The sequence below is a fragment of the Candidatus Thiodictyon syntrophicum genome (genome assembly GCF_002813775.1).
GTDB lineage: Bacteria > Pseudomonadota > Gammaproteobacteria > Chromatiales > Chromatiaceae > Thiodictyon > Thiodictyon syntrophicum.
Map to the genome: position 1 here is coordinate 444394 of NZ_CP020370.1, position 20640 is coordinate 465033.

Below are 20640 nucleotides of genomic sequence, written 5' to 3' on the forward strand. Positions count from 1 at the left end.
CGTTCAATCGGATAGGTTGTGTTTTTTCATCAGGTTGTAGAGGGTTGGGCGCGTCACACCCAAGAGGTCCGCGGTGCGGGACACATTATTGTCGGTAAAGATCAGGGCCCGCTGGATCGCCCGCTGCTCGGCCAACTCGCGGACCTCGCGCAGATTGAAGGGCTCCTGCGGGACTTCAGTGTCATCCAGATCCAGGTCCGCGGGGCCGATCTCAGTACCGTCAGCCATGATCACGGCCCGTTTGATCCGGTTCTCCAACTCCCGGACATTGCCCGGCCAGGGGTACTGCTCGATGAGCCGCAAGGCGTTGGCGGTGAAGTCCCGGATCGGGCGCTTATGTTGTTCGGCGAAGCGGCGCAGGAACGCCCGCGCCAGGACGACCGTGTCGCCGTGGCGCTCGCGCAGCGGCGGCACCACGATGGTGGTCTCGTTGACGCGATAGAAGAGGTCCTCCCGGAAGCGGCCGGCCCTGATCAGGGCCTTCAAGTCCTGGTGAGTCGCGCACACGACCCGCACGTCCACCGGGATCTCCTTGCGGCCACCGACCCGCTCGATCACCCGCTCTTGCAGAAACCGCAGCAGCTTGGACTGGAGCGCCAGGGGCAGGTCGCCGATTTCGTCCAGAAACAGGAGCCCCCCGTCGGCAAGTTCGATCTTGCCCAGGGTGCTCTTGAGCGCACCGGTGAAGGCGCCCTTCTCGTAGCCGAACAACTCACTCTCGAGCAGGTTCTCGGGGATGGCGGCACAGTTGATCGCCACCAATTTCTTGTCGGCCCGGCCGCTCAATGAATGCAGCATCCGTACCAGCACCTCCTTGCCGGTGCCGCTCTCGCCCAGGATCAGGGTGGTCGCGTCGGTCGGTCCGAGTTTCTCCACCGTGCGGCAGACCTTGAGCATCTCGGGGCTCGCGGCGATCAGATCGCGAAACGGCGAGGTCGAGGCCGCCGACGACAGCTTGCGGTTCTCCGCCTCCAGCCAGTTCAGGCGCCCGGCCCGCTCGACCGCCAAGGTCAGGATCTCCGGGTCGATGGGCTTCTCGAAGAAGTCGTAGGCGCCCATGCCGATGGCGCGGACCGCGTTGCACCGATCGTCATGACCGGTCACGACGATGACCTTGATGGTCGGGGCGATGGTGAGGATCTCCTCCAGGGTGTGAAAACCCTCGCTGGTGCCGCCGGGGTCCGGCGGCAGCCCCAGGTCCAGCGTCACCACCCCCGGCTCGAAGCGCCGCACCTCCGCCAGGGCGGTCTCGCGCTCGCTCGCCACCGCGATCTCGAAACCGTCGAAGCTCCAGCGCAGTTGTCCCTGCAGCCCGGGGTCGTCCTCGACGATCAACAGCCGGTTATTCTTCTCGTTCATCCTCATCAACCCGCGGCCATGGTGAGCCCGGCGGGGGCCGGGGACACCTCGATCGGAACAAACAAGCGGAAAACGGTGCCGTGCCCCGGGACGCTGTCCACCACCACGCGCCCGCCCATGGAAGCCACGAATTCACGGGTCTCATAGGCCCCGACCCCCATCCCGGTGAGCCCCTTGGTGGAGTCGAACGGCTTGAACAGCCGTTCGCGCACGAAGTCCGCATCCATGCCGACGCCGGTGTCGCGCACCTCGATCACCGCCTGACCCGCGCTCCGACCAAGGTGTACGACCACCCGACCGTCGCGCGGCGTTGCCTCCTGGGCGTTCTGCACGATGTGGGAGATCACGGCCGCCAGGCGATCGGGGTCGGCCCGCACGCGCAGGGGCGTCGTGAGCGCCGGCTCCAGGACCGGGGCCGGTTCCTGGGCCGCACGGGTGCGCACCACCTCCGCGACGATCGCGCGCAGATCCACGCCGACGCCGGCCGCGCTCGCGATCGGGCCGCGTAACTGCCCAAGCAGCCGATTCATCTTGTCTACCGAGTTCTTGATGGTCGCGATTGCGTCATCCACGAAGGCCGGGTTGTGGCGGTGCCGCTCGGCATTCTTCGCGACCAGGGAGAGCTGCGCAATCAGGTTCTTGAGGTCATGGACCACGAACGCCGACAAGCGGTTGAAACCCTCGAACTGGCGCGCGTCGGCCAGGGCGCGGGCCGCCCGGTCCAGCGCCAGATAGCTCGAGGCCTGGCGCGCCGCGGTCTTGAGCATATCCATGACTTCCCAATTGACCACTTGCGCGGCGCGTGAGCGCGCCAGTATGACGAAGCCCATGAGTTCATCGTCGTGTCGCAGCGGCACGATCAACCACAGTCGGTCATCGGCGTAGACCGCGGGAGGCAGCTCGAGCGCGTCATAGGCATCGGGATCGCGGCGCAGGTCGGTCAGGTTGATCACCCAGTGGCGGTGCGTCAGGAAGTCGGTGAGTTTGGTGAAATCGGTGGCCTTGTCGAGCGTGTCCTCCGCCAGATTCCAGACTCGCGCATGCTCGTAGTGTCCGCCCTCGTTGCGCAGCCAGAGGATGCCGCCGGGGCTGTCGACGAGTTCGCCCAGGGCGAAGATGACCCGCTCCGGCAGGCAGGCCTGAAGCACCCGCCCGGACAGCACATCGATCAGATGCAGCCACTCCTCCCGATAGTCGTAGCGGTAATTGAAGAAATGCTTGTTGACCAGGACCTTGAGTCGTGACCGCAGGTGCCCGGAGAACAGCAGCACGACCAGAACCATGCCGGCCCCAAAGAAAAACACGGTCTGGATCACCGAACTCCACTCGCCGCCATAGTAGCGGATGTAGTACCCGACGAGCGACATGACGAGCAGATAGACCCCGGCCGCGAACAGCGCGGTGGAATGAAAGACGACCTTGCGGGAGACGAAGAGGTCGAAGGACCACTGGGGATTGCGCGCCGCCGAGACACCGATCAGCGGGGCCGCCAGGGCGCTGACCGCACCCCGGGCCGCCCAGAGGTCCATATCCAGGCGTTGAAACAGCAGCGCGTCCGCAAACAGAAAGAAGTCGAACGCGAATAGCCCGCCGACGCCCAGGCACAGGAATTTGACCCCCCACCGGTGTTGCCAGGGTGTATTGCGGAACACCTGCTCGACGAGCACCAACCCGCCGATCGCGGTCAGCAAACGCAGGATCAGCCGCAGCGACGCCAACTGCGACTCGACGCCGGGCGGCAGCGCCCACCAGAGCTGCGTCGGCGGTAAGACCAGGATCAGGGTCAACAGCAGGGCCGCCAGCCGCGCCTGCCCCAGGCGCCGACCGCGGGGCCCCCGCCCCCCCGCCTGAAGCTCCAGCAGCCGGATCAGAAACAGGATCCAGGCGAGGTTACGCACCGCCTCCGAACCCCAGATCCATTGCACCGGGATGCTCTGCCAGGCCGCTTGAACGGCGAGCACGCCTGCCCACAGCATGCTGGCAAGGACCGCGAAGACCAGCAGGCCGCCCTGCAGGCGGCCACGCCAGCCGGTCAGCAGGACGACGCCCAAGAGCGCGAACAGTGCTGCGCACAATCCGTACCCGAAAACGCCGACGAGGCCGGTACTGGTCAGGGCGTGCGCCGCGGGCATGGGGATCAGCGCGCCCCCTTGCCGAAGACGACGACCTCGACGGTCTGGAGCAGGATCACCAGATCCAGGATCAGGCCGGCGTGCTTGACGTAGTAGAGGTCATATTCCAGTTTGCGTCTGGCGTCCTCGTCATCGGACCCGTAGGAATACAGGAGCTGCGCCCAACCGGTGACCCCGGGTTTGACGCGATGACGCTCGGAGTAATAGGGGATACTGGCCGCGAGCCGCTGCACGAACTCGGGACGTTCGGGGCGGGGCCCGACCAGACTCATTTGGCCCTTGAGGACATTGAAGATTTGGGGTAATTCATCGAGGCGGGTCTTGCGCATGAACGAGCCTAAGGCGGTGACGCGGGAATCGTTCTTGGCGGCCCAACGCGCCACCCCATCGGCCTCGGCATCGACCCGCATGCTCCGGAACTTATGGACATGAAACAGGGTGCCGTGCTGCCCCACCCGCACCTGATGGTAAAGGATGGGGTCGCGCCCCCGCGACTCGATCAGGCTGGCGGCCGCGACCAACACCATCAGGGGGCCGGCCACGACCAACATCACGGCCGCGGCCGCCAGGTCGAACAAGCGCTTGCTGAGCCGCGCCGCGGCACCCATACGAAATCCCCGCGGGGAGAAGAAGATCCAACTCGGATGCAGCAGGTCGATCTTGATGATCTGGAGTTCCTTTTCAAAAAAGGAGAGCAGGTCCAGCACCTCGAAGCCGCTCAACTTGCAGTCGACCAGATCATCCACCGGCAATTTCCCGCGCCGGTCGTCGGCCGCAACCACCACCTCATCGACACCATACTCGATGGCAAGCTCAACCAGGGGCCGATCCGAGCGCAGCAGTTGGGCGCCGTCGAGCATGTCGTGGCTGCGGGGCAGGGGCACGTATCCCACCACCAGGAAGCCCAGGGGACCGCCCCGGGCGACGACCTCGGCAATGCTGTAGGCATTGACACCGGCCCCCAACACCAGGACGCGGCGGCGACGCGACTCAATGTTGACCAGGCGTGCGAACAGTTCGCGCACCACACTGATGCCGATGAAGGAAAAGACGAGCCCCAGTCCGAGGACCCCGCGTCCCATAAACAGGAAGGGGACGGCGAAAAAACCGACCGAGAGCAGGGCCAGGCCGAGGACGAAGGCCAGGCCGATCCGCACCACGAAGGCCGCCTCCTGTTCCTGGGCGTCGCGCTGGTACAGCCCCATGGAAATCATGGCGAGGCTCATGCAGAGGGTGAAAAAGAGCCCGGTGGCGAGAAAAAAGACGAGTGGGACCTCGGTGGGCAGGGCGCTGCCGAAACGCGCGTAGACACCCAACTGCGAGGCGAGGAAAAAGACGATCGCCTCAACCACTCCGAGGTAGACGTAGGTTCTCGACACATTCGTTCCAGCGTTGTTAGGCCTGGCCCACCGGCGCGGCCCGTGATGGTGGTCGGGGCAGCGCGGCAGCAATGGTGCCCCCGTGCGGGTCCCGCGGGTTCGTAATCTGCCGCGAGCGCCTGCGGCGATCACCCAAGCGGCGAAAAACAGAACTGAATTTAGAGGTTTGTCGTGACTGCGCCCGACCGCTCGCCGCGTGCGGGGTGGCCGACGCGGGGGTCGACGACGCTCCCTGGCAGGACCGATTCAGGACCTAATCGTAACACACTAGCGACCGGGGCCGGGCGGGGCGGGGCGGGGGTCGGCGGGCGCGCCGCGCGGCGGGCCGGCACGGTCGCACCAACCGCGGCACGCTGGTAACATGCCGGCCGTTATACCAGCCCACTCCCACTCCCGCTCCCGGCGCCGGCACGCGGGAATCGCCTGAGGCATCGGCTCATGACCCTTGATGTGAATCTGCACAACGCCCGCGTCGGCGTCGTCGGTCTCGGCTATGTGGGGCTGCCGCTGGCGGTCGAATTCGGCAAGCACTATCCAACGATCGGCTTTGATATCAACGCGGCGCGCGTCGCCGAACTGCGCGCGGGGCGCGACAGCTCGCGCGAGGTCGAGCCGGACGACTTGCGGGGCGCGACCCACTTGAGCTACACCGGGTCGCCCGCGGGCCTCGCCGACTGCAACCTCTACATCGTGACGGTCCCGACCCCCATCGATGCCCACAAGTCACCCGACCTGCGGCCGCTGCAATCCGCCAGCCGGATGCTCGGCGGCGTCATCCGGGCCGGCGAGGTCGTGGTCTACGAGTCGACGGTCTACCCCGGCGCGACCGAGGAGGTCTGCGTCCCCCTCATCGAAGAGGTCTCCGGGCTCAAGTACAATCAGGATTTTTATGTCGGTTACAGCCCCGAGCGGATCAACCCGGGCGACAAGGAGCACCGACTCACGACGATCAGGAAGATCACCTCCGGCTCGACCCCGCAGACGGCGGCCCTCATCGACTCGCTCTATCGCTCGATCATCACCGCGGGCACCCATCTGGCCAGCAGCATCCGCGTGGCCGAGGCGGCCAAGGTCATCGAAAACACCCAGCGCGATGTGAACATCGCCCTGATCAACGAACTGGCGTTGATCTTTCACCGGCTCGGACTCGATACCCAAGAGGTCCTGGAGGCCGCCGGGAGCAAGTGGAACTTCCTGCCGTTTCGTCCCGGCCTGGTGGGTGGACACTGTATCGGCGTCGATCCCTATTACCTGACCCATAAGGCCCAGGCCATCGGCTACCACCCGGAGATCATCCTGGCCGGCCGGCGGCTCAACGACAGCATGGGCGCCTATGTGGTCAAGCAGGTCATCAAACTCATGACCCGGCGCGGCTGCCTGTCGGCGGCGGCGCGCGTGCTGATCCTGGGACTGACCTTCAAAGAGAACTGTCCGGACCTGCGCAACACCCGGGTGGTCGATATCGTTGCCGAATTCAAGGAATACGGGATCGTCTGCGACGTCCACGACCCCTGGGTCAATCCGGCCGAGGCCCGCCACGAATATGGGATCGAGGTCATCGCCGAGCCGCCGACGGCGTTCTATGATGCGATCATCCTGGCCGTCGCCCACCGCCAGTTCCGTGACCTGGGCGTGGCGCAGATCCGCGGCTTCGGCAAGCCCGCCGCGGTGCTCTACGATGTCAAACAGATGTTTCCCAAGGAGCAGGTCGATGGCCGTTTGTGAAGCGCTGCCGAGGCACCCCCAATGAGAGTATTAGTCACCGGAGCCGCGGGTTTTATCGGCGCTGCCCTGTCCCTGCGCCTCTTGGAGCGCGGGGATCAGGTCATCGGGGTCGACAACCTGAACGACTACTATGACGTAGCCCTGAAAGAGGCGCGTCTGGCCCTCCTTACCGGCCACCCGGCCTATACTGACCTGCGGGTGGATATCGAGCACGGCGAGGTCCTGCGCGGGGTCTTCGACACCTATGGACCCGAGCGGGTGGTGAATCTCGCGGCCCAGGCCGGCGTGCGCTATTCGATCGAGAATCCGCTGGCCTATGTCGCCACCAATCTGGTCGGCTTCGCCAATGTCCTGGAGGCCTGCCGCCATACCGGCGTCGAGCACCTGGTGTATGCGTCCAGCAGTTCAGTCTACGGCGCCAACACCACCATGCCCTTCTCGGTCCACCATAACGTGGATCATCCGGTGAGCCTCTACGCCGCGAGCAAGAAGGCCAACGAACTGATGGCCCATACCTACAGCCATCTCTATGGGCTGCCGACCACCGGACTGCGGTTCTTTACGGTCTACGGTCCCTGGGGTCGCCCGGACATGGCGCTTTTCAAATTCACCCGGGCGATCATCGCCGGTGAGCCCATCGACGTCTTCAATTACGGCCGCCACCGGCGGGACTTCACCTATATCGACGACATCGTGGAGGGCGTGATCCGGGTCCTGGACCGCCCCGCCGCGGGCAACCCCGACTGGTCAAGTGCGGCCCCGGATGCCGCCACCAGCCGTGCCCCCTATCGGCTATATAATATCGGCAACAACAACCCGGTGGAATTGATGGAGTACATCGCCGTACTCGAAACCAGCCTGGGTCTGAAGGCGCAATTGAACCTGCTGCCGCTGCAACCCGGGGATGTTCCCGACACCTACGCCGACGTGAGTGAACTGGTACGCGACATCGGCTACCAACCGCGCACCAGCGTCGCCGATGGCGTGGCCCGCTTCGTCGACTGGTATCGCGGGTTCTACAAGATATAGCCTTCGCACCTGACATCCGGACAGGCCCTTGGTGTAGGGGCGGGTTTGAAACCCGCCCCTACGTCCGGCTATCACGTCCGAGGGCTGTATGACCCCAGGTGATCAGCGCCGAAACGCACACAGATTCCATGGCCCGCCCATGTCACGCCCTTTCAGGGCTAAGACCAGATACAACAGAGCACCCAGGGCGTTGCCCTGGGCTGGTAGATCGCGCCCCTTCGGGGCTTGTGATCGCCGCGATTGCAGATACACCCTTCCCGGGCCGGACGGGGCATTCGCCCCGTCCGAAACGTTTTCTCCGCACCTGCGGGCTAGTGCCAACGATCGGCGTCGGAATAAACGTTGGGGACGGGGCGAATGCCCCGTCCCGCCGCGGGTACACCCTTCCCGGGCCGGACGGGGCATTCGCCCCGTCCGAAACGTTTTCTCCGCACCTGCGGGCTAGTGCCAACGATCGGCGTCGGAATAAACGTTGGGGACGGGGCGAATGCCCCGTCCCGCCGCAGGCAACGCCCTGGATGGTGCTTGGAGCGCTCCCGCGTGGGAGCAAGTGCGGGCGCTGCGCGTCCCGTCTGGTTACTGGACGCGCAGCGCCCGCTCTTGCTTCCCTGCCCGCGCGTGGGAGCCGGCAGCGCTTAACTTAACGGCATTGATATCTACCGATATCGCCCGCTCCCCTCGGCGGCCTTCCACTGGTTGCGGCCGGCCCGTTTGGCTTCATAGAGCCGGTCGTCGGCCTCGCGCAGGGCGGCGTCCTCATCGGGTTGTGCCGGGTCGGCGAGTGCGACACCGAGGCTGAGCGTAATGGGGTCGGCGATGGGGTAAGGCGTGGACGCGACCGCCTGGCGCAGCTTCTCGGCCACCAGGGCGGCGGCGGCGAGTCCGGTGGCGGGCAACAGTGCCAGGAACTCCTCCCCGCCATAACGGGCAACGAAATCGCTTTCGCGCAGCGTCGCCTCCAGGGCCTGCGCCACCCGCTGCAAGACCTGATCGCCGACGGCATGGCCATGGGCGTCGTTGACGCGCTTGAACAGATCGATATCCATGAGCAACACCGCATAGGGGTTGCCTGAGCGCTTCATGGCCACGAATTCGCTGCGCAGGCGCTCATTGGCGGCCAAGCGGTTGTGCAGCCCGGTCAGCGCGTCATGCCGGGCAAGATGGCGTAACTCCTCATTGGCCAGCGCCAATTCGGCGGTGCGCGCCGCCACCTTTTCCTCCAGTTCGGCATTGAGCGTGCGGAAGCGCTGCTCACTGTCGCGTAGATCGTCTTCCGTCTGCCGGCGCGCGGTCACGTCGACACTGATGCCCGAAAAGCGCAGCGGGGCACCGGACGCCTCGTCGTAAGTCACCTGACCATAGGCATCGAGCCAGCGGATCGCGCCCGTGGGCAGCGGGATGCGGTAGGTTATCGTAAAGGGCCGCCGCTCACGGATGGACTCGGTCATTGCGCGTTCGGTCGGCGGCCAGTCGTCGGGTTGCATCGCGGCGCGCCAGGTGTCCAGACTCGCCTGATTGATTGAGGGGTCCAAACCGAAGAGCCGAAAGAGCGCGTCCGACCAATGCAGCCGGTCATTGACCATGTCCCAGTCCCAGGCGCCCGCCCCGGCCGCGCGTTCGGCCATCGCCAGCAGGTCGTGCGCCTGGCGCAATTGCTCCTCCTGTCGCCGCTGTTCAGTGATGTCCAGCACCACCGCCACGTAATTCGACGCCTGGCCGGCGGCGTCCCGGAGCACCGATACGGCCACGCTCGCCCACACCGTCCGTCCATCGGCGTGCACATAGCGCTGATCGATCATGTAACTGCGTCCGCCGCAGAGCAGGCGTTGGTACAGTTCATCGCTGCGCGCCCGGTCGTCTGGGTGCGTGATGTCCTGCATCCGCAGCGACAGCAGTTGCTCGCTCGTGCGCCCGACCATGGTACAGAAGCGGTCATTGACGAAGGTCAGGCGTCCGGCGGCATCGGTCTCGGTCAGGCCGGCGATGTCCTGGTGGGCCAGGGCGCCAAACCGCTGGTCGACCTCGAACCGGATGGCCGCCTCGCGCGCCTGCGCCAGCGCCTGTTCCATCCGCACGCGCTCGGTGATGTCGAGCAGGATCGCGCGAGCGGACCGTCCATCGGCCGCCCGCAGGGCCTCGATGTCGACGGTTAGCGCCGGTTGGTCGCCGCTCGCCAGTTCGATCCGACAGTGGTGCTTGGACTCGGAGGCAAAGACCCGCTCCAGCAGTGAGTTGAAGGTGGGACGATGCCGCTCGGCCACGAAGGTCCCGAAGCGCTTGTCCTGCAGGCGGGCGCGTTCATAACCCAGCAGGCGTGCCGCGGTCAGGTTCAGGTCGGTCATGGTGCCCCGCGGGTCCAGCGTAAAATAGCCCACGGGCGCGAAGTCATAGAGTTCCATATAGCGTTGCGTTGCCGCTTCCAACTGCGCCTGCGATTCGCGCAACTGCTCGTTCTGCATCTCCAACTCGATCTGGTGGACTTGCAGCTCGAGCAGCAGGCGCCGTGTGTCATCGGTTGACCCTAGGGCCTCCCCGCCCGGCGTGCGTTGGCGCAGGCGCTCTTCCGCCTGGCGGCGCAGTGCGGCGGCATCGCGGTCATGGTTCATGGTTCCTGCCCCGCCGACCCATCGGCACGGGCCGCGGGCAGTCCCTCCGTCCGCTCCGCGAGGCGCTGTTCCAGAAGCGACCGCGCGGTCCGCAGTTCGCCTTCCCGCTGCCTAGCCGCCTCCAACTCGGCGTCCTGGTCGGCGACGCGGCCCCGCAAGACCGACATGGCCTCGCCCATCTTCGCCTCCAGTGACTTGGCGTCGCTGATATCGACAAAGGTGACCACCACGCCATCGATCCGGTTGTCCTGGGTGCGGTAGGGGATGATGCGCACCCCAAACCAGCGCCCGTCATGGGTCGGGGCCTGTTGCTCATGAAAGACCAGCGAGCGCAGCACCTCGCGGCTGTCCGCGATCAAACCGGGATAGTCCAGGCTGCTCACCAGGTCGCTGATGGGGCGGCCGACGTCGCCCGGGATCAGTTTGAAGATGCTGCTGATCTCGGTAGTGAAGCGCCTGACGTGGAGTTGGTTGTCCAGAAACAGGGTCGCGATATCGGTACTGTTGAGCAGATTGGTCAGGTCGTCGCTGACCCGCGACAGGGCCTCTACCCTGGCCTGGAGTTCGTGGTTGACCGTCTGCAGTTCCTCGTTCATCGACTGCATCTCCTCCTTGGAGGTGGTCAATTCCTCGTTGGTGCTTTGCAATTCCTCGTTGGTGGATTGGAGTTCCTCGTTGGCGGAGCGCAGTTCCTCCTGTGAGGTCTGCATCTCCTCGCGCGTGGTCTGCAATTCCTCGCGGGAGCGCAGCAGTTCCTGGGCCATCTCGGCCTGGCGGGCGTCGCCCGCGGCCGGCGCGCCCGGCGCCGGTGCGGTGTGAACCTCCGTGAATACGATCAACACCATCCCCCGGAGCACCGCCGGCTCGGCCAGCGGTTGAACGGTCAGGTCCCAGGGCAATCGCATCACGCTACACTAATATTCGGAGAATCTGATACACGTGTTTTTGGCTTGGCATCCGGTGCTTCAAAAAGCAGCTTCGTCAAGTAGCGTTCATCCCAACCGGCCTTCAAGCGTTTGTTCTTGATGCCGAGCTTGGTGTTGTCGTTCTTCAGCCGCGTCAGCGCGATGTGGCGCAGTACGGCCAGGTTCTCGCGGGCGCCCGGTTCGCGCACGCGGCAGTCATCCTCGCGGAAGGCCACATCGAGACTCCAATGCAGATCGTTCTCCACGCCCCAGTGATCACGCACGGCACGGGCGAAGCGGGCCACGTCGGTGGCGATACTGCCGATGTAGAAGCGAGTTTCGCGGGTGATCTTGCCAGCGACTTCGCGCTGCGACTCGACCATGCCGATCATGTTCATGCCCTTCCACAGGGCGCTGCGCGGTACGCCGGAGAGATCACCCAAGGTCCGGTAGCGGCGGGTCTCCACCCGTCCATGGCCATGCTCGTGGGTTTCGTGCATCTGCGTGTCGACCCCCGCGTAATCCCGCGCGTCGGCATCGATAAACGCCTCCTCGACTTCGGTGGCCAGCGTGCCCTGGTTGCCCTTGAGCGCCAGCACGTAGTCGGCCCCCTGCTCGATGATCTGCTCGGCGATCTTGGTCTGACAGCCCATTGCATCAATGGTGACGATGCAGCCTTGGAGACGCAGCAACGCCAGCAACTGCGGGATCGCCGTGATCTCGTTGGACTTCGCGTCGGTGGCGACTTGCCCAAGGACGACGCGGTTGGCCGTCGCCCACGCGCTGACCACGTGCAGCGCGGCCAGACCCTTGGCCCGATCGTGGGAGCGGCGCAGCGTCTTGCCGTCGATGGCGATGATCTCGCCGGGGATCACTTCACGAATCGACGCCACCCAAGCGCGAAAGCACGTCTCGAATGCTTCCGGCGCCAGCAACCCGAACACCCGCCCGAACGTGTCGTGGGCCGGGATGCCCTTGGGCAACTCCAGAAACTGCGCAAACCACGGCCGTTTCGTGCGTCCGAACTGCGCGATGGCCACCCAGCCGTCCGCGCCGCAGAGCGTTGCCGCAATGGCGATGACGATCATGTCGATCAGGTTGTGGTGGCGCTTGATCGGGCAGCGCGGGTCTTCCAGCGCGGAAAAATGCCCGGCCAGCGACCGATCCAGGGTTGTTTCGCACATCGTCGCCACTCCACAAGACAGAAAAGTCAGTGGATTGTCACGTGATCCTCGTGTTTCGTCTAACAGTAATTGCTAATTATCTGATGCGATTGCCCTGGGTCAGGTCCACGAGCCGATCGCCGTCGGTACCCGTGACCTTGACCGCCTTGACGGAGATGCCGGCCTGCTGCCGCACGGCCTTGTGAAAGACCTCGCTCAAGGCGGTCTTGAGCCCATCGCGGGCCATGGCGAAGAGGTTCAGGTCGACCTTGCCGACCGCCGGCTCCAGGTATCTGCCCGTCTTCCCGCTGATGTACACCAGGTCGCCCTGCTCGGTGGTCAGCACTGCCGCCGGGCCATAGTGCCGCAGCAGCAGGGGTTCGATCAGCGACTGCAGACTCAGGGCCGACAAGGGCACGGGCGCCGTGGGGGGGCGGACCGCCGCGGGGGCGGGCGCAAAGACGCTGGGAAATTCGACCGTGTTCCCCCGCGCGACGGCACGGCGTTGGTAGATCCGGGTCTTTCCGGGCAAGGGGGTAAAGAGATCCTGGTGCTGGCCGATGGTCTCCGAGTTGCCCAGCACCAGGATGCCGCCGGGGTTCAGGCTGTAGTGAAAGAGTGGGATCAGCTTCTTCTGCAGGCTCGCGTCGATGTAGATGAGCAGGTTGCGGCAGACGAGCAGGTCGAGCCTGGTGAAGGGCGGGTCCATGACCAGGTTTTGTGTGGCAAAGATCAGCATCTCACGGATGTCTTTCTTCACCCGGTAGCCGTGGTCATCCTGTACGAAAAACCGCTCCAGGCGCTCCGCCGAGCAATCGGCGGAGATATTCGCGGGATAGCTGCCGACGCGGGCCTTATCGATGGCATCCCGGTCCAGGTCGGTGGCAAAGACCTGGAAGGCAAAGCGCACGGGCAACTGCACCTGCTCCAGTGCCTCGTGCAGGATGATGGCGAGTGAATAGGCCTCCTCGCCGGTCGAGCAGCCGGCGCTCCAGAGGCGCAGGGTCGCGCCATCGGGATGGGCGGCCAGCAGCCCCGGAATGACCGTGGTCTTCAATTGTTCCCAGACCGCGGGGTCGCGGAAGAAGCTCGTCACACCGATCAGCAGTTCCTTGAAGAGCAGGTCCAGTTCCTGGGGATTCTCCCGCAGGTAGTGGACATAGTCCGCGATCCGGTCCAACTGGTGCAGGCCCATCCGCCGCTCGATACGGCGGTAGAGTGTGCTCTTCTTGTAGGCGGAGAAGTCGTGGCCGGCTCGGGTGCGCAGCAGCACCACGACCTTCTCCAGGCCGCTCTGATTGGGGTCCGCCAGCGTCAGGTCGGACGGAAGCACCAGGGGCGACAGGTGCTTGAGATAGGCGAGGATCCGCCCGGCCAGTTCCTCAGCCGGCGCGATGACATCGGCCAACCCGGCGGCGATGGCGCTGCGCGGCATGCTGTCGAACCTGGCCGAGGCCGGGTCCTGGACGAAGACGGCGCCGCCCCGCTCCTTGATGGCGCGCAGCCCGAGGCTGCCGTCCGAGCCCATACCCGAGAGGATGACACCCAGGCCGTGCTCGTGCTGATCCTCGGCTAAGGCGCGCAAGAAGAAATCGATGGGCAGGCGCAGTCCGCGGGGCGCGACCGGTTCCAGCAGGTGCAGCACGCCGTGCAGAATGGACAGGTCCCGGTTGGGCGGGATCACATAGACGTGTCCGGGCGCGACCTTGAGACGGTCCGTGATCTGGGCGACCGGCATGGCGGTGACACGCTGGAGCAGTGCCGCCATGTTGCCCTGGTAGGTCGGGTCCAGGTGCTGGACGACGATGAAGGCGAGTCCGCAGGCCGGCGGGACCGCGCCCAGGAAGAGCTCCAGCGCCTCCAGTCCACCGGCTGAAGCGCCGATGCCGACAATGGGAAAACCCTGGTCGAGCGGCGGGGCGTCGTCCGGGGCGACCAGGGGAGACGCGGCGGGGGCGCCGGGCGGGGGTTGGGCGCTGCTTGGGGAGGCTGCGGTGGACTGACCCTTGGCAGGTGCGGCTACTTTTTTCATGACCCGCCTCGCGGTACGCGACACCGACGGTTGTTGGGAGTTCCGACCACCCGCAACCGGGTACTCCTCAAGTTTAGCCCCGCCGTGGACGCCGGGCAAGGAGGCGCGCAGGAGGCGCGCGGTTGCGGGTGCGAACACCTCTGGCGCAGGGAATGCTTGCCGCACCGTTGTCGTTGTCGTTGTCGTAATCGTAATCGGAAAAGCGATGAAATTTGGCGTGCGAGAGAATCTGGGGCGCTACGATAACTCGACAACGACAACGACAACGACAACGACAACGACAACGACAACGACAACGACTGTGTTGTGTCTATTCCTGACTCGTTAACAAGCACTGCGCCTGGATCAGGTCCTGGGCGATTGGACCCTCGGTTCCTCCTGAGGAAAAACGCTCGCCCACTGGATCACGAGGCCCGGCAGGGTGGCGACTGGGGTCTCGCCCAGGGCCGGGCGGACATCGGGTTTACCGTAGCGCCCGTCCGCCAGGCGGTAGATGAAGAGCACCTGATCCGTCGGGTGCACCAGCCAGTATTCGCCGACCCCGTGCCGCTCGTAGAGGTCGCGCTTAGGCCGCTGGTCCTTCGCGGCGGTGCGGGGTGAAAGGACCTCGATGATCCAGTCCGGCGCACCGCGGCAACCCTTGTCATCGAGCTTGCGCGGGTCGCAGATGACCGCCAGATCCGGCTGGACGACATTCTTGATCGCGTCGTCCGGCTCGTCGGCCTCGGGCAGACGCACGTCGAAAGGGGCCACATAGGGGCGGCACGGTTGACCGAGCAGGAAGTTGGCGACTTGGCGGCCGAGTTCCAACACCACGTCCTGATGAACCCGGGCCGGCGCCGGGCACATGTCGTAAGCCTGCCCGTCGATCAGTTCCCACCGCTCGCCGTCCGGCCAGCCGCGGTAATCGGCATAGGTGAATGATTCGGTAGCCTGGTTCACTTGGACGGCCGTGCCGGTTGCCATGGTTGACTCCTCTGTAGCGGCCCCCTTGTGGGGGAGGGTTGGGGTGGGGGGTTGCAAGGCTAGCCGCTGCCGCGATCGGCCTTGGTCATCATTGCGGCCATCCCGCCGGCGCCTTTCGTCGCGGCCGGGGGCCGCTCCTACCCCGCGTAGGAGCGGCCCCCCGGCCGCGACGGGCCGGTGCGAGTGCCGGCGTCATTGAACAGGAGAACAGCACGCCTTCAGGAGTTCCTCCATGGCGGCGGCAGGCAGCGGCCGGCTGTACAGATAACCCTGCATCTCATCGCAGTGGCGCTCGCGCAGGAAGGCCAATTGTCCATCGGTCTCCACGCCCTCGGCGATGACCTTGAGATTCAGCGCGTGGGCCAGCCCGATGATGGCGGTGACGATCTTGTCGTCATCGTCGTCGGGTATATCCCGGATGAACGACTGATCGATCTTCAGCTTGTCGATGGCGAAACGCTTGAGATAGGCAAGTGACGAATAGCCGGTGCCGAAGTCGTCGATGGCGAGCGTCGTGCCGATCTCTTTCAAGGCCCGCAGACTCGCGATGGTATACTCGGCATCCTGCATGATCAGGCTCTCGGTCAGTTCCAGTTCCAGCCACCGTGCGGCCAGCCCGCTTGCCTGCAAGGCGCCGCGGACGGTTTCCGGCAGATTGCTCTGCCGGAACTGGAGCGCGGACAGATTGACCGCGACCACCGCCGGCGGGAGCCCTTGGCGCTGCCATTGCGCATTTTGCCGGCAGGCCTCGTGCAGTACCCATTCGCCGATCGCAACGATCAAGCCGGTCTCCTCCGCCAGCGGGATAAAGGCCCCCGGCGCGATCGGCCCCAATTGCGCGCTGTTCCAGCGCAGCAGGGCCTCCATGCCGATGATGCGCCCGCTGCCGATGGCCACTTGCGGTTGATAATGCAGCACGAATTCATTGAGCGACAAGGCACGGCGCAGCGCGCTTTCGATCTCCCGTTCGCGTGCCATACTGACATTCATACTCTCGCAGAAGAAGGCGAAGCGGTCACGCCCGGCCTTTTTGGCGCTGTACATGGCGGCATCGGCATTCTTCAGCAGGGTTTCGTAATCCACCCCATCGCCGGGATACAGACTGATGCCGATGCTGGAGGTGACGGTCAGGGTATGCCCCGCCACCTGCAGCGGTTCGTCCAGCACGGCGATCAGCCGGCGCGCTGCGGCATGGACGTCAGGGGGCTCGATGACCTCGTGCAGGACGCAGACGAATTCGTCGCCGCCTAGCCGCGCCAGGCAATCCACCTCACGCATGGTTGCCCGCAGGCGTTGCGCCACGGTCTCCAGGATCACGTCGCCCGCGGCATGGCCCAGCGAATCATTGACGACCTTGAAGCGGTCCAGATCGATGAACAGCAGGGCCAACTGTTCCTTGTTCCGTGCGGCCAGCGCGATCAATTGTTCCACCCGTTGTTCGAGCAGGCGGCGATTGGCCAACCGGGTCAAGGGGTCGTAATGGGCAAGGAACTCGATCTGCTGCATCGCCGCCTTGATCTCCGAGATATCGGAAAAGATGGCGATATAGTTGAGCACCTGACCCTGGGTGTCGCGTACCACGGTAATCGACAGCCATTCCGGGTACGCCTCGCCATTCTTGCGGCGGTTCCAGATCTCGCCTTGCCAGTGTCCGGTGCCCAGCAGACAGTCCCATAATTGCTGATAGAACGCCTGATCATGCCGATCGGACTTCAGCAGTCTTGGGTTTTTGCCGATCACCTCGTTCTGACTGTAACCGGTGAGCTTGGAGAAGGCGCGATTGACGGACAGGATGAGGTTATCCGGATCGGTGATGACGATTGCCTCGCCGCTGCTCTCGAACACCCGTGCGGCCAACTGCAAGGCGTGCTCCGCACGTTCGGACAGGTCGCGCGCCACCGCCCGGGTCTCGACTGCCCGCCCGTCGGCCGCGGCGACCGAGATCGCACTATGGGAGGGTCGGAACAGCAGCGGGTAGCGCTCATCCACCTCGCGCAGCGCCGCCTCCGCGCGGATCAGGCGTGCACACTTGCGCAGTGCCGCGGCGAGGATGTCCAGATTCAGCGGCTTGGTGACGTATTTGTCGACGCCAAGGTCGATCGCCTTTTGAAAGTAGCTGGTCTCCTCGAAGGCGGTGGTAATGATGATCGGGATCGTCGGGCTCATCGCGCGGATGCGTTCGGCCATTTCAAACCCATTCATTACCGGCATCCGGATGTCGGTGATCACCAGATCCGGCTGGTATTGGGTAAAGGCGTCGAGCCCCGCCTGACCATTCGCCGCCAGGTGTACCGTCGCCACCCGCCGACGCAGAAACACGGCCAGTTCCTCACGGATCTCGTCCTCGTCTTCCACATACAGGACCGACAGGCTCCGCAGCTGGGCCTGATCGTCTTGCTCGCCATGACTATTCATTACTGATCCTGCGGCGCCAGCGGCGTCGTTACGGTGAATTGCGCCCCGGCCTCCAGATTGCACGCGGAAAGCCGTCCGCCCATCCGCTTCTCGATGATCATTTTGGACATGTACAGGCCGATCCCCGTGCCATCCGGTTTGGTGGAAAAATAGGGTTCGCACAGCCGCGCCAGCGCCGCTTCGGTAATCCCGCCGCCATTATCGGTGACCCTGACCCGCGCCTGATCGCCGTCGCGATCCACCCGCACGAGGATCTGTCCGCCGTTGGGGGGGCGGGCGAGGATGGCGTCCTTGGCATTGCTGAGCAGGTTCATGATCACCTGTGAATATTCGTTCAGGCGGCCGGTGATGCGCGCCGCCTCGCGGACGTCCGTCACGACGGCGATGCCGTGCGTCTTGAGGCTCGCTGCCATCAGGGCCAGGGCTGCGCCGACGGGTTGGCTCACGTCGAAGGTCTCGGGTGGCGTGTCGGGGCGGAAGAAGTCGCGGAAATCGCTGATGGTGGTCGACATCTTGTCGATCAGACGGTGGGCATCGGCGATCTTTTGCGCCAGGTACTGCGGCGTCAACTCCTGATGTTGTTCGGCATCCTGGAGGTTGCCCAGCACCAGGGCCAGGGCGCTTAAGGGTTGGCGCCATTGATGGGCGATGTTGCCGAGCATCTCGCCCATTGCCGCGAGGCGCGCTTGATGCAGGAGCTGATGATCCTGTTCGCGCACCCGCGCCAGTTGCTCGTTCAACTCCTGGGTCCGGATCTGCACCAGGGCTTCGAGTTGATGGCGATGTTGGTCGAGTTCCAGCTCAGCTTCTTTGCGCCCGGTGATGTCCTGGAAAGTCCCGGAGACCGCAATGATTCGGCCGCCCTCCCGGACGGCCCGACCCAGCGTGTGGACCCACCGGCGATGGCCCTTGGCGGTGAGGATCTCCAGTTGCAGGTCATAGGGCTCACCCAGGTCGATGGCACGCCGCACCGCCTCGATGATGATCGGGCGCGACTCGGGGGTATAGAAGGCGATGCCTTGCTCCACCGTTGGCAGACAGGCCTGGTCCAGTTCGTGGATGTCGTAGATGGTCTCTGTCCAAGTCTGCTGACCTGTTTCCACGTTGAATTCCCAACCGCCAACCCGGGCCATTCGGCCCATTTCGCTCAACAAGTCGCGGTTCTTTTGCAGCCATTCCTGGCTCTCCTTCAGGGCGCGCTCGGCCCGCACGCGCTTGGTCACGTCGAAGAAGGTCACCACGATCTGCTCGAGCTGCCCCTGGTCGTCGCGCAGCGGATGGGCCGCGCATTGCACCCAGGTCGGATCATCGCGGTCGGCCCGCAGTATCCCCAGGATCAGATTCTGCAGCGGCGCGCCGGACGCCGCGACGCGCGCGACCGGGTATTCCTCCGGCGGCACCGGGGTGCCGTCTTCCCGGATGAAACGCCAGGCTGGAGCGACCGCCGCGAGTCCTTGCATCTGCTGGGCATCCAGACCGAGGAGTTGCGATGCCATGGGATTGGAAAAGCGGACGCGGGTGTCGGGTGTGTGTACCACCACCGCGGCGCTCAGGTTGTCCACCAGGCCCCGGTAATCGCGCTCGCGCTCGCGCAGGGCGGCTTGGGTCTCCAGGCGTTCGATGGCATCGGCCGCGGTATCGGCGACCGTCCGCAGCGTGTCGACCACCCAGGCCGCGTCCGATCGGCGGCGCGTATCCGCCAGCGCCAGGGTTCCCAACATCCGGGTCCCGAGCGCCATCGGCACGCACACGAAGGTGACGACACCGAGCGCCCGCAAGGCCGCGAAGGCATACTCGGGCCGCGTGTCGGCGGCGGTCTCGACCAGCGCCTCGCCGCTGGTGGCGACCTGGCCGGACAGCGTCTCCCCGATCGGACCGCGCAAGCGGCCGTCGGCCGCGGCGGGGATGCCCAGGGCGCCGACAAAGACCATGTCACCGCGCACCGCGTCATAGGTCTCCACGGCGACAATCGGGTAGCCGAGCCGGGTCGACAGGAGCGCCGGGAGCGCCTGGCGGAACCCGTGGGCCGAAACAGACGAAACCGCCAAGCACGCCACGGCGCTGACCGTGTCGCGCACCAGCGTGCCCCGCACCCGCTCCGTGATGTCGGTCATGGCCCCTTGGTAGGCGACGATGGCGCCGGCGGTGTCCCGCACGGCGCTCACGTCGGCTGAGATCCAGACCGGCTGTCCGTCCCGCCGCCGGGCCTCGATCTCGAAGCCCAGGGCCCGCCCGCGCTCGGCAAGCAATCCGGCGAGGATCTGCCGCTCCCGGGGGTTGGCATAGACCTGGGCGGCGATGTCGGTGATCTCTGCAATCAACTGTTGCGGGCTTGCGTAGCCGAGGATGCGGGCGAAGGCGGCATTGACCTCCAGGTAGCGCCCCTGGGGGGTCGACCGATAAAGCCCCACCGGGGATGACTCGAACAGGGCCCGATAGCGGCCTTCCGCCTCGCCCGGTTCCTGTTGCGCCTGGCGGCGGGCGGCCCGCTCCGCGGCCAGTCGCCGCGCGTGCAGGCGCGCCCGCAAGAACGCGCCGACCAGCGCGGCGAGCAGCACGCTGATCACGATCTTCTGCGCGATCTCGGCCCCGATTGTGGCGAGCTGCTGCCGGTTCTCGGACTCGACCTGCGCGTGGGTATGCACGCTGCCCAGTGTGGTCAGTGCCAATCCAACGGCCAGCGTGACCCAGACGGGCCAGGACGGGCGCAAGCGGGCGAGGAGATCGCGCACGGTACGAGCCTGGTTCAACCGATGGTGCCCCCTGCGATTGAGGTGGAGTCAAGACGATCGCCGCTGAGTCATTGTAATCCTAACGGGCGCGCGACTGACGCGACTGCCGTTCTGGGAAGGCGATCGTCAGGGGTTTCCCGGTTGACGGCGATTGCCTGATGCGCGCAAACGGGTCCTCCAGGAGCTGCGGCCGGGCT

At 65.3% G+C, this 20640-nt stretch carries 12 protein-coding genes; 2 read left to right on the plus strand and 10 right to left on the minus strand.

The genetic code is table 11. The features are described 5' to 3' along the window. Positions 1–3 precede the first annotated feature (3 nt). Genes prsR through THSYN_RS01960 form a run of 3 tightly spaced genes read right to left on the minus strand, consistent with a single transcriptional unit; the run spans position 4 to position 4870 of the window. The gene (gene prsR, locus THSYN_RS01950; protein WP_100917652.1) at positions 4–1359 is read right to left on the minus strand and encodes a PEP-CTERM-box response regulator transcription factor; all 1356 of its coding nucleotides are present in this window, start codon (positions 1357–1359) and stop codon (positions 4–6) included. Positions 1360–1364: 5 nt separating this feature from the next. Further along, the gene (gene prsK / locus THSYN_RS01955; protein ID WP_100917653.1) at positions 1365–3491 is read right to left on the minus strand and encodes an XrtA/PEP-CTERM system histidine kinase PrsK; all 2127 of its coding nucleotides are present in this window, start codon (positions 3489–3491) and stop codon (positions 1365–1367) included. Positions 3492–3496: 5 nt separating this feature from the next. After that, positions 3497–4870, minus strand: a complete 1374-nt coding sequence (locus tag THSYN_RS01960; protein WP_100917654.1) for a TIGR03013 family XrtA/PEP-CTERM system glycosyltransferase — start codon at positions 4868–4870, stop codon at positions 3497–3499. Between the two features lie 438 nt (positions 4871–5308). Between THSYN_RS01960 and tviB the strand changes: the two genes are divergently transcribed. Both tviB and THSYN_RS01970 read left to right on the plus strand, forming a co-directional pair. Beyond that, on the plus strand, positions 5309–6595 hold the full coding sequence (gene tviB, locus THSYN_RS01965; RefSeq protein ID WP_100917655.1) for a Vi polysaccharide biosynthesis UDP-N-acetylglucosamine C-6 dehydrogenase TviB: 1287 nt from the start codon (positions 5309–5311) through the stop codon (positions 6593–6595). A 21-nt stretch (positions 6596–6616) separates the two neighbouring features. Further along, positions 6617–7624, plus strand: a complete 1008-nt coding sequence (locus THSYN_RS01970; protein ID WP_100917656.1) for an NAD-dependent epimerase — start codon at positions 6617–6619, stop codon at positions 7622–7624. A 656-nt stretch (positions 7625–8280) separates the two neighbouring features. Here THSYN_RS01970 and THSYN_RS01975 read toward each other — a convergent pair. From THSYN_RS01975 to THSYN_RS02005, 7 genes are all read right to left on the minus strand, one after another. Then, a complete protein-coding gene (locus THSYN_RS01975) occupies positions 8281–10230 on the minus strand; it encodes a diguanylate cyclase (protein ID WP_100917657.1) in 1950 nt (649 codons plus the stop codon). Next, positions 10227–11135 (minus strand): PAS domain-containing protein, encoded by a 909-nt coding sequence (locus tag THSYN_RS01980; RefSeq protein ID WP_100917658.1) that lies wholly within the window; start codon positions 11133–11135, stop codon positions 10227–10229. Before THSYN_RS01980 ends, THSYN_RS01975 begins: the two co-directional genes overlap by 4 nt. Then, positions 11135–12319 (minus strand): ISAs1 family transposase, encoded by a 1185-nt coding sequence (locus THSYN_RS01985; RefSeq protein ID WP_100917659.1) that lies wholly within the window; start codon positions 12317–12319, stop codon positions 11135–11137. The genes THSYN_RS01980 and THSYN_RS01985 overlap by 1 nt, the downstream gene beginning before the upstream one ends. 76 nt (positions 12320–12395) lie before the next feature. After that, positions 12396–14330, minus strand: coding sequence for a chemotaxis protein CheB (locus THSYN_RS01990; RefSeq protein ID WP_100917660.1), 1935 nt, complete (start codon positions 14328–14330; stop codon positions 12396–12398). A 345-nt stretch (positions 14331–14675) separates the two neighbouring features. Then, positions 14676–15296 carry a Uma2 family endonuclease gene (locus THSYN_RS01995; protein WP_100917661.1) on the minus strand — a complete coding sequence of 207 codons (621 nt, stop codon included), beginning with the start codon at positions 15294–15296 and terminating at the stop codon, positions 14676–14678. A gap of 192 nt (positions 15297–15488) precedes the next feature. Continuing rightward, a complete protein-coding gene (locus THSYN_RS02000) occupies positions 15489–17711 on the minus strand; it encodes an EAL domain-containing protein (protein WP_100917662.1) in 2223 nt (740 codons plus the stop codon). Continuing rightward, entirely contained in the window at positions 17711–20461 is a 2751-nt protein-coding gene (locus THSYN_RS02005) for a PAS domain S-box protein (RefSeq protein ID WP_100917663.1), read from the minus strand. Before THSYN_RS02005 ends, THSYN_RS02000 begins: the two co-directional genes overlap by 1 nt. Positions 20462–20640 lie beyond the last annotated feature (179 nt).

Excerpts from the sequence above, each read along its gene's own strand:
- prsR (WP_100917652.1), bottom strand. The coding sequence starts at position 1,359 with ATGAACGAGAAGAATAACCGGCTGTTGATCGTCGAGGACGACCCCGGG.
- tviB (WP_100917655.1), top strand. The coding sequence starts at position 5,309 with ATGACCCTTGATGTGAATCTGCACAACGCCCGCGTCGGCGTCGTCGGT.
- THSYN_RS01975 (WP_100917657.1), bottom strand. The coding sequence starts at position 10,230 with ATGAACCATGACCGCGATGCCGCCGCACTGCGCCGCCAGGCGGAAGAG.
- THSYN_RS01990 (WP_100917660.1), bottom strand. The coding sequence starts at position 14,330 with ATGAAAAAAGTAGCCGCACCTGCCAAGGGTCAGTCCACCGCAGCCTCC.
- THSYN_RS01995 (WP_100917661.1), bottom strand. The coding sequence starts at position 15,296 with ATGGCAACCGGCACGGCCGTCCAAGTGAACCAGGCTACCGAATCATTC.
- THSYN_RS01980 (WP_100917658.1), bottom strand. The coding sequence starts at position 11,135 with ATGCGATTGCCCTGGGACCTGACCGTTCAACCGCTGGCCGAGCCGGCG.
- THSYN_RS01970 (WP_100917656.1), top strand. The coding sequence starts at position 6,617 with ATGAGAGTATTAGTCACCGGAGCCGCGGGTTTTATCGGCGCTGCCCTG.
- prsK (WP_100917653.1), bottom strand. The coding sequence starts at position 3,491 with ATGCCCGCGGCGCACGCCCTGACCAGTACCGGCCTCGTCGGCGTTTTC.
- THSYN_RS02000 (WP_100917662.1), bottom strand. The coding sequence starts at position 17,711 with ATGAATAGTCATGGCGAGCAAGACGATCAGGCCCAGCTGCGGAGCCTG.
- THSYN_RS01985 (WP_100917659.1), bottom strand. The coding sequence starts at position 12,319 with ATGTGCGAAACAACCCTGGATCGGTCGCTGGCCGGGCATTTTTCCGCG.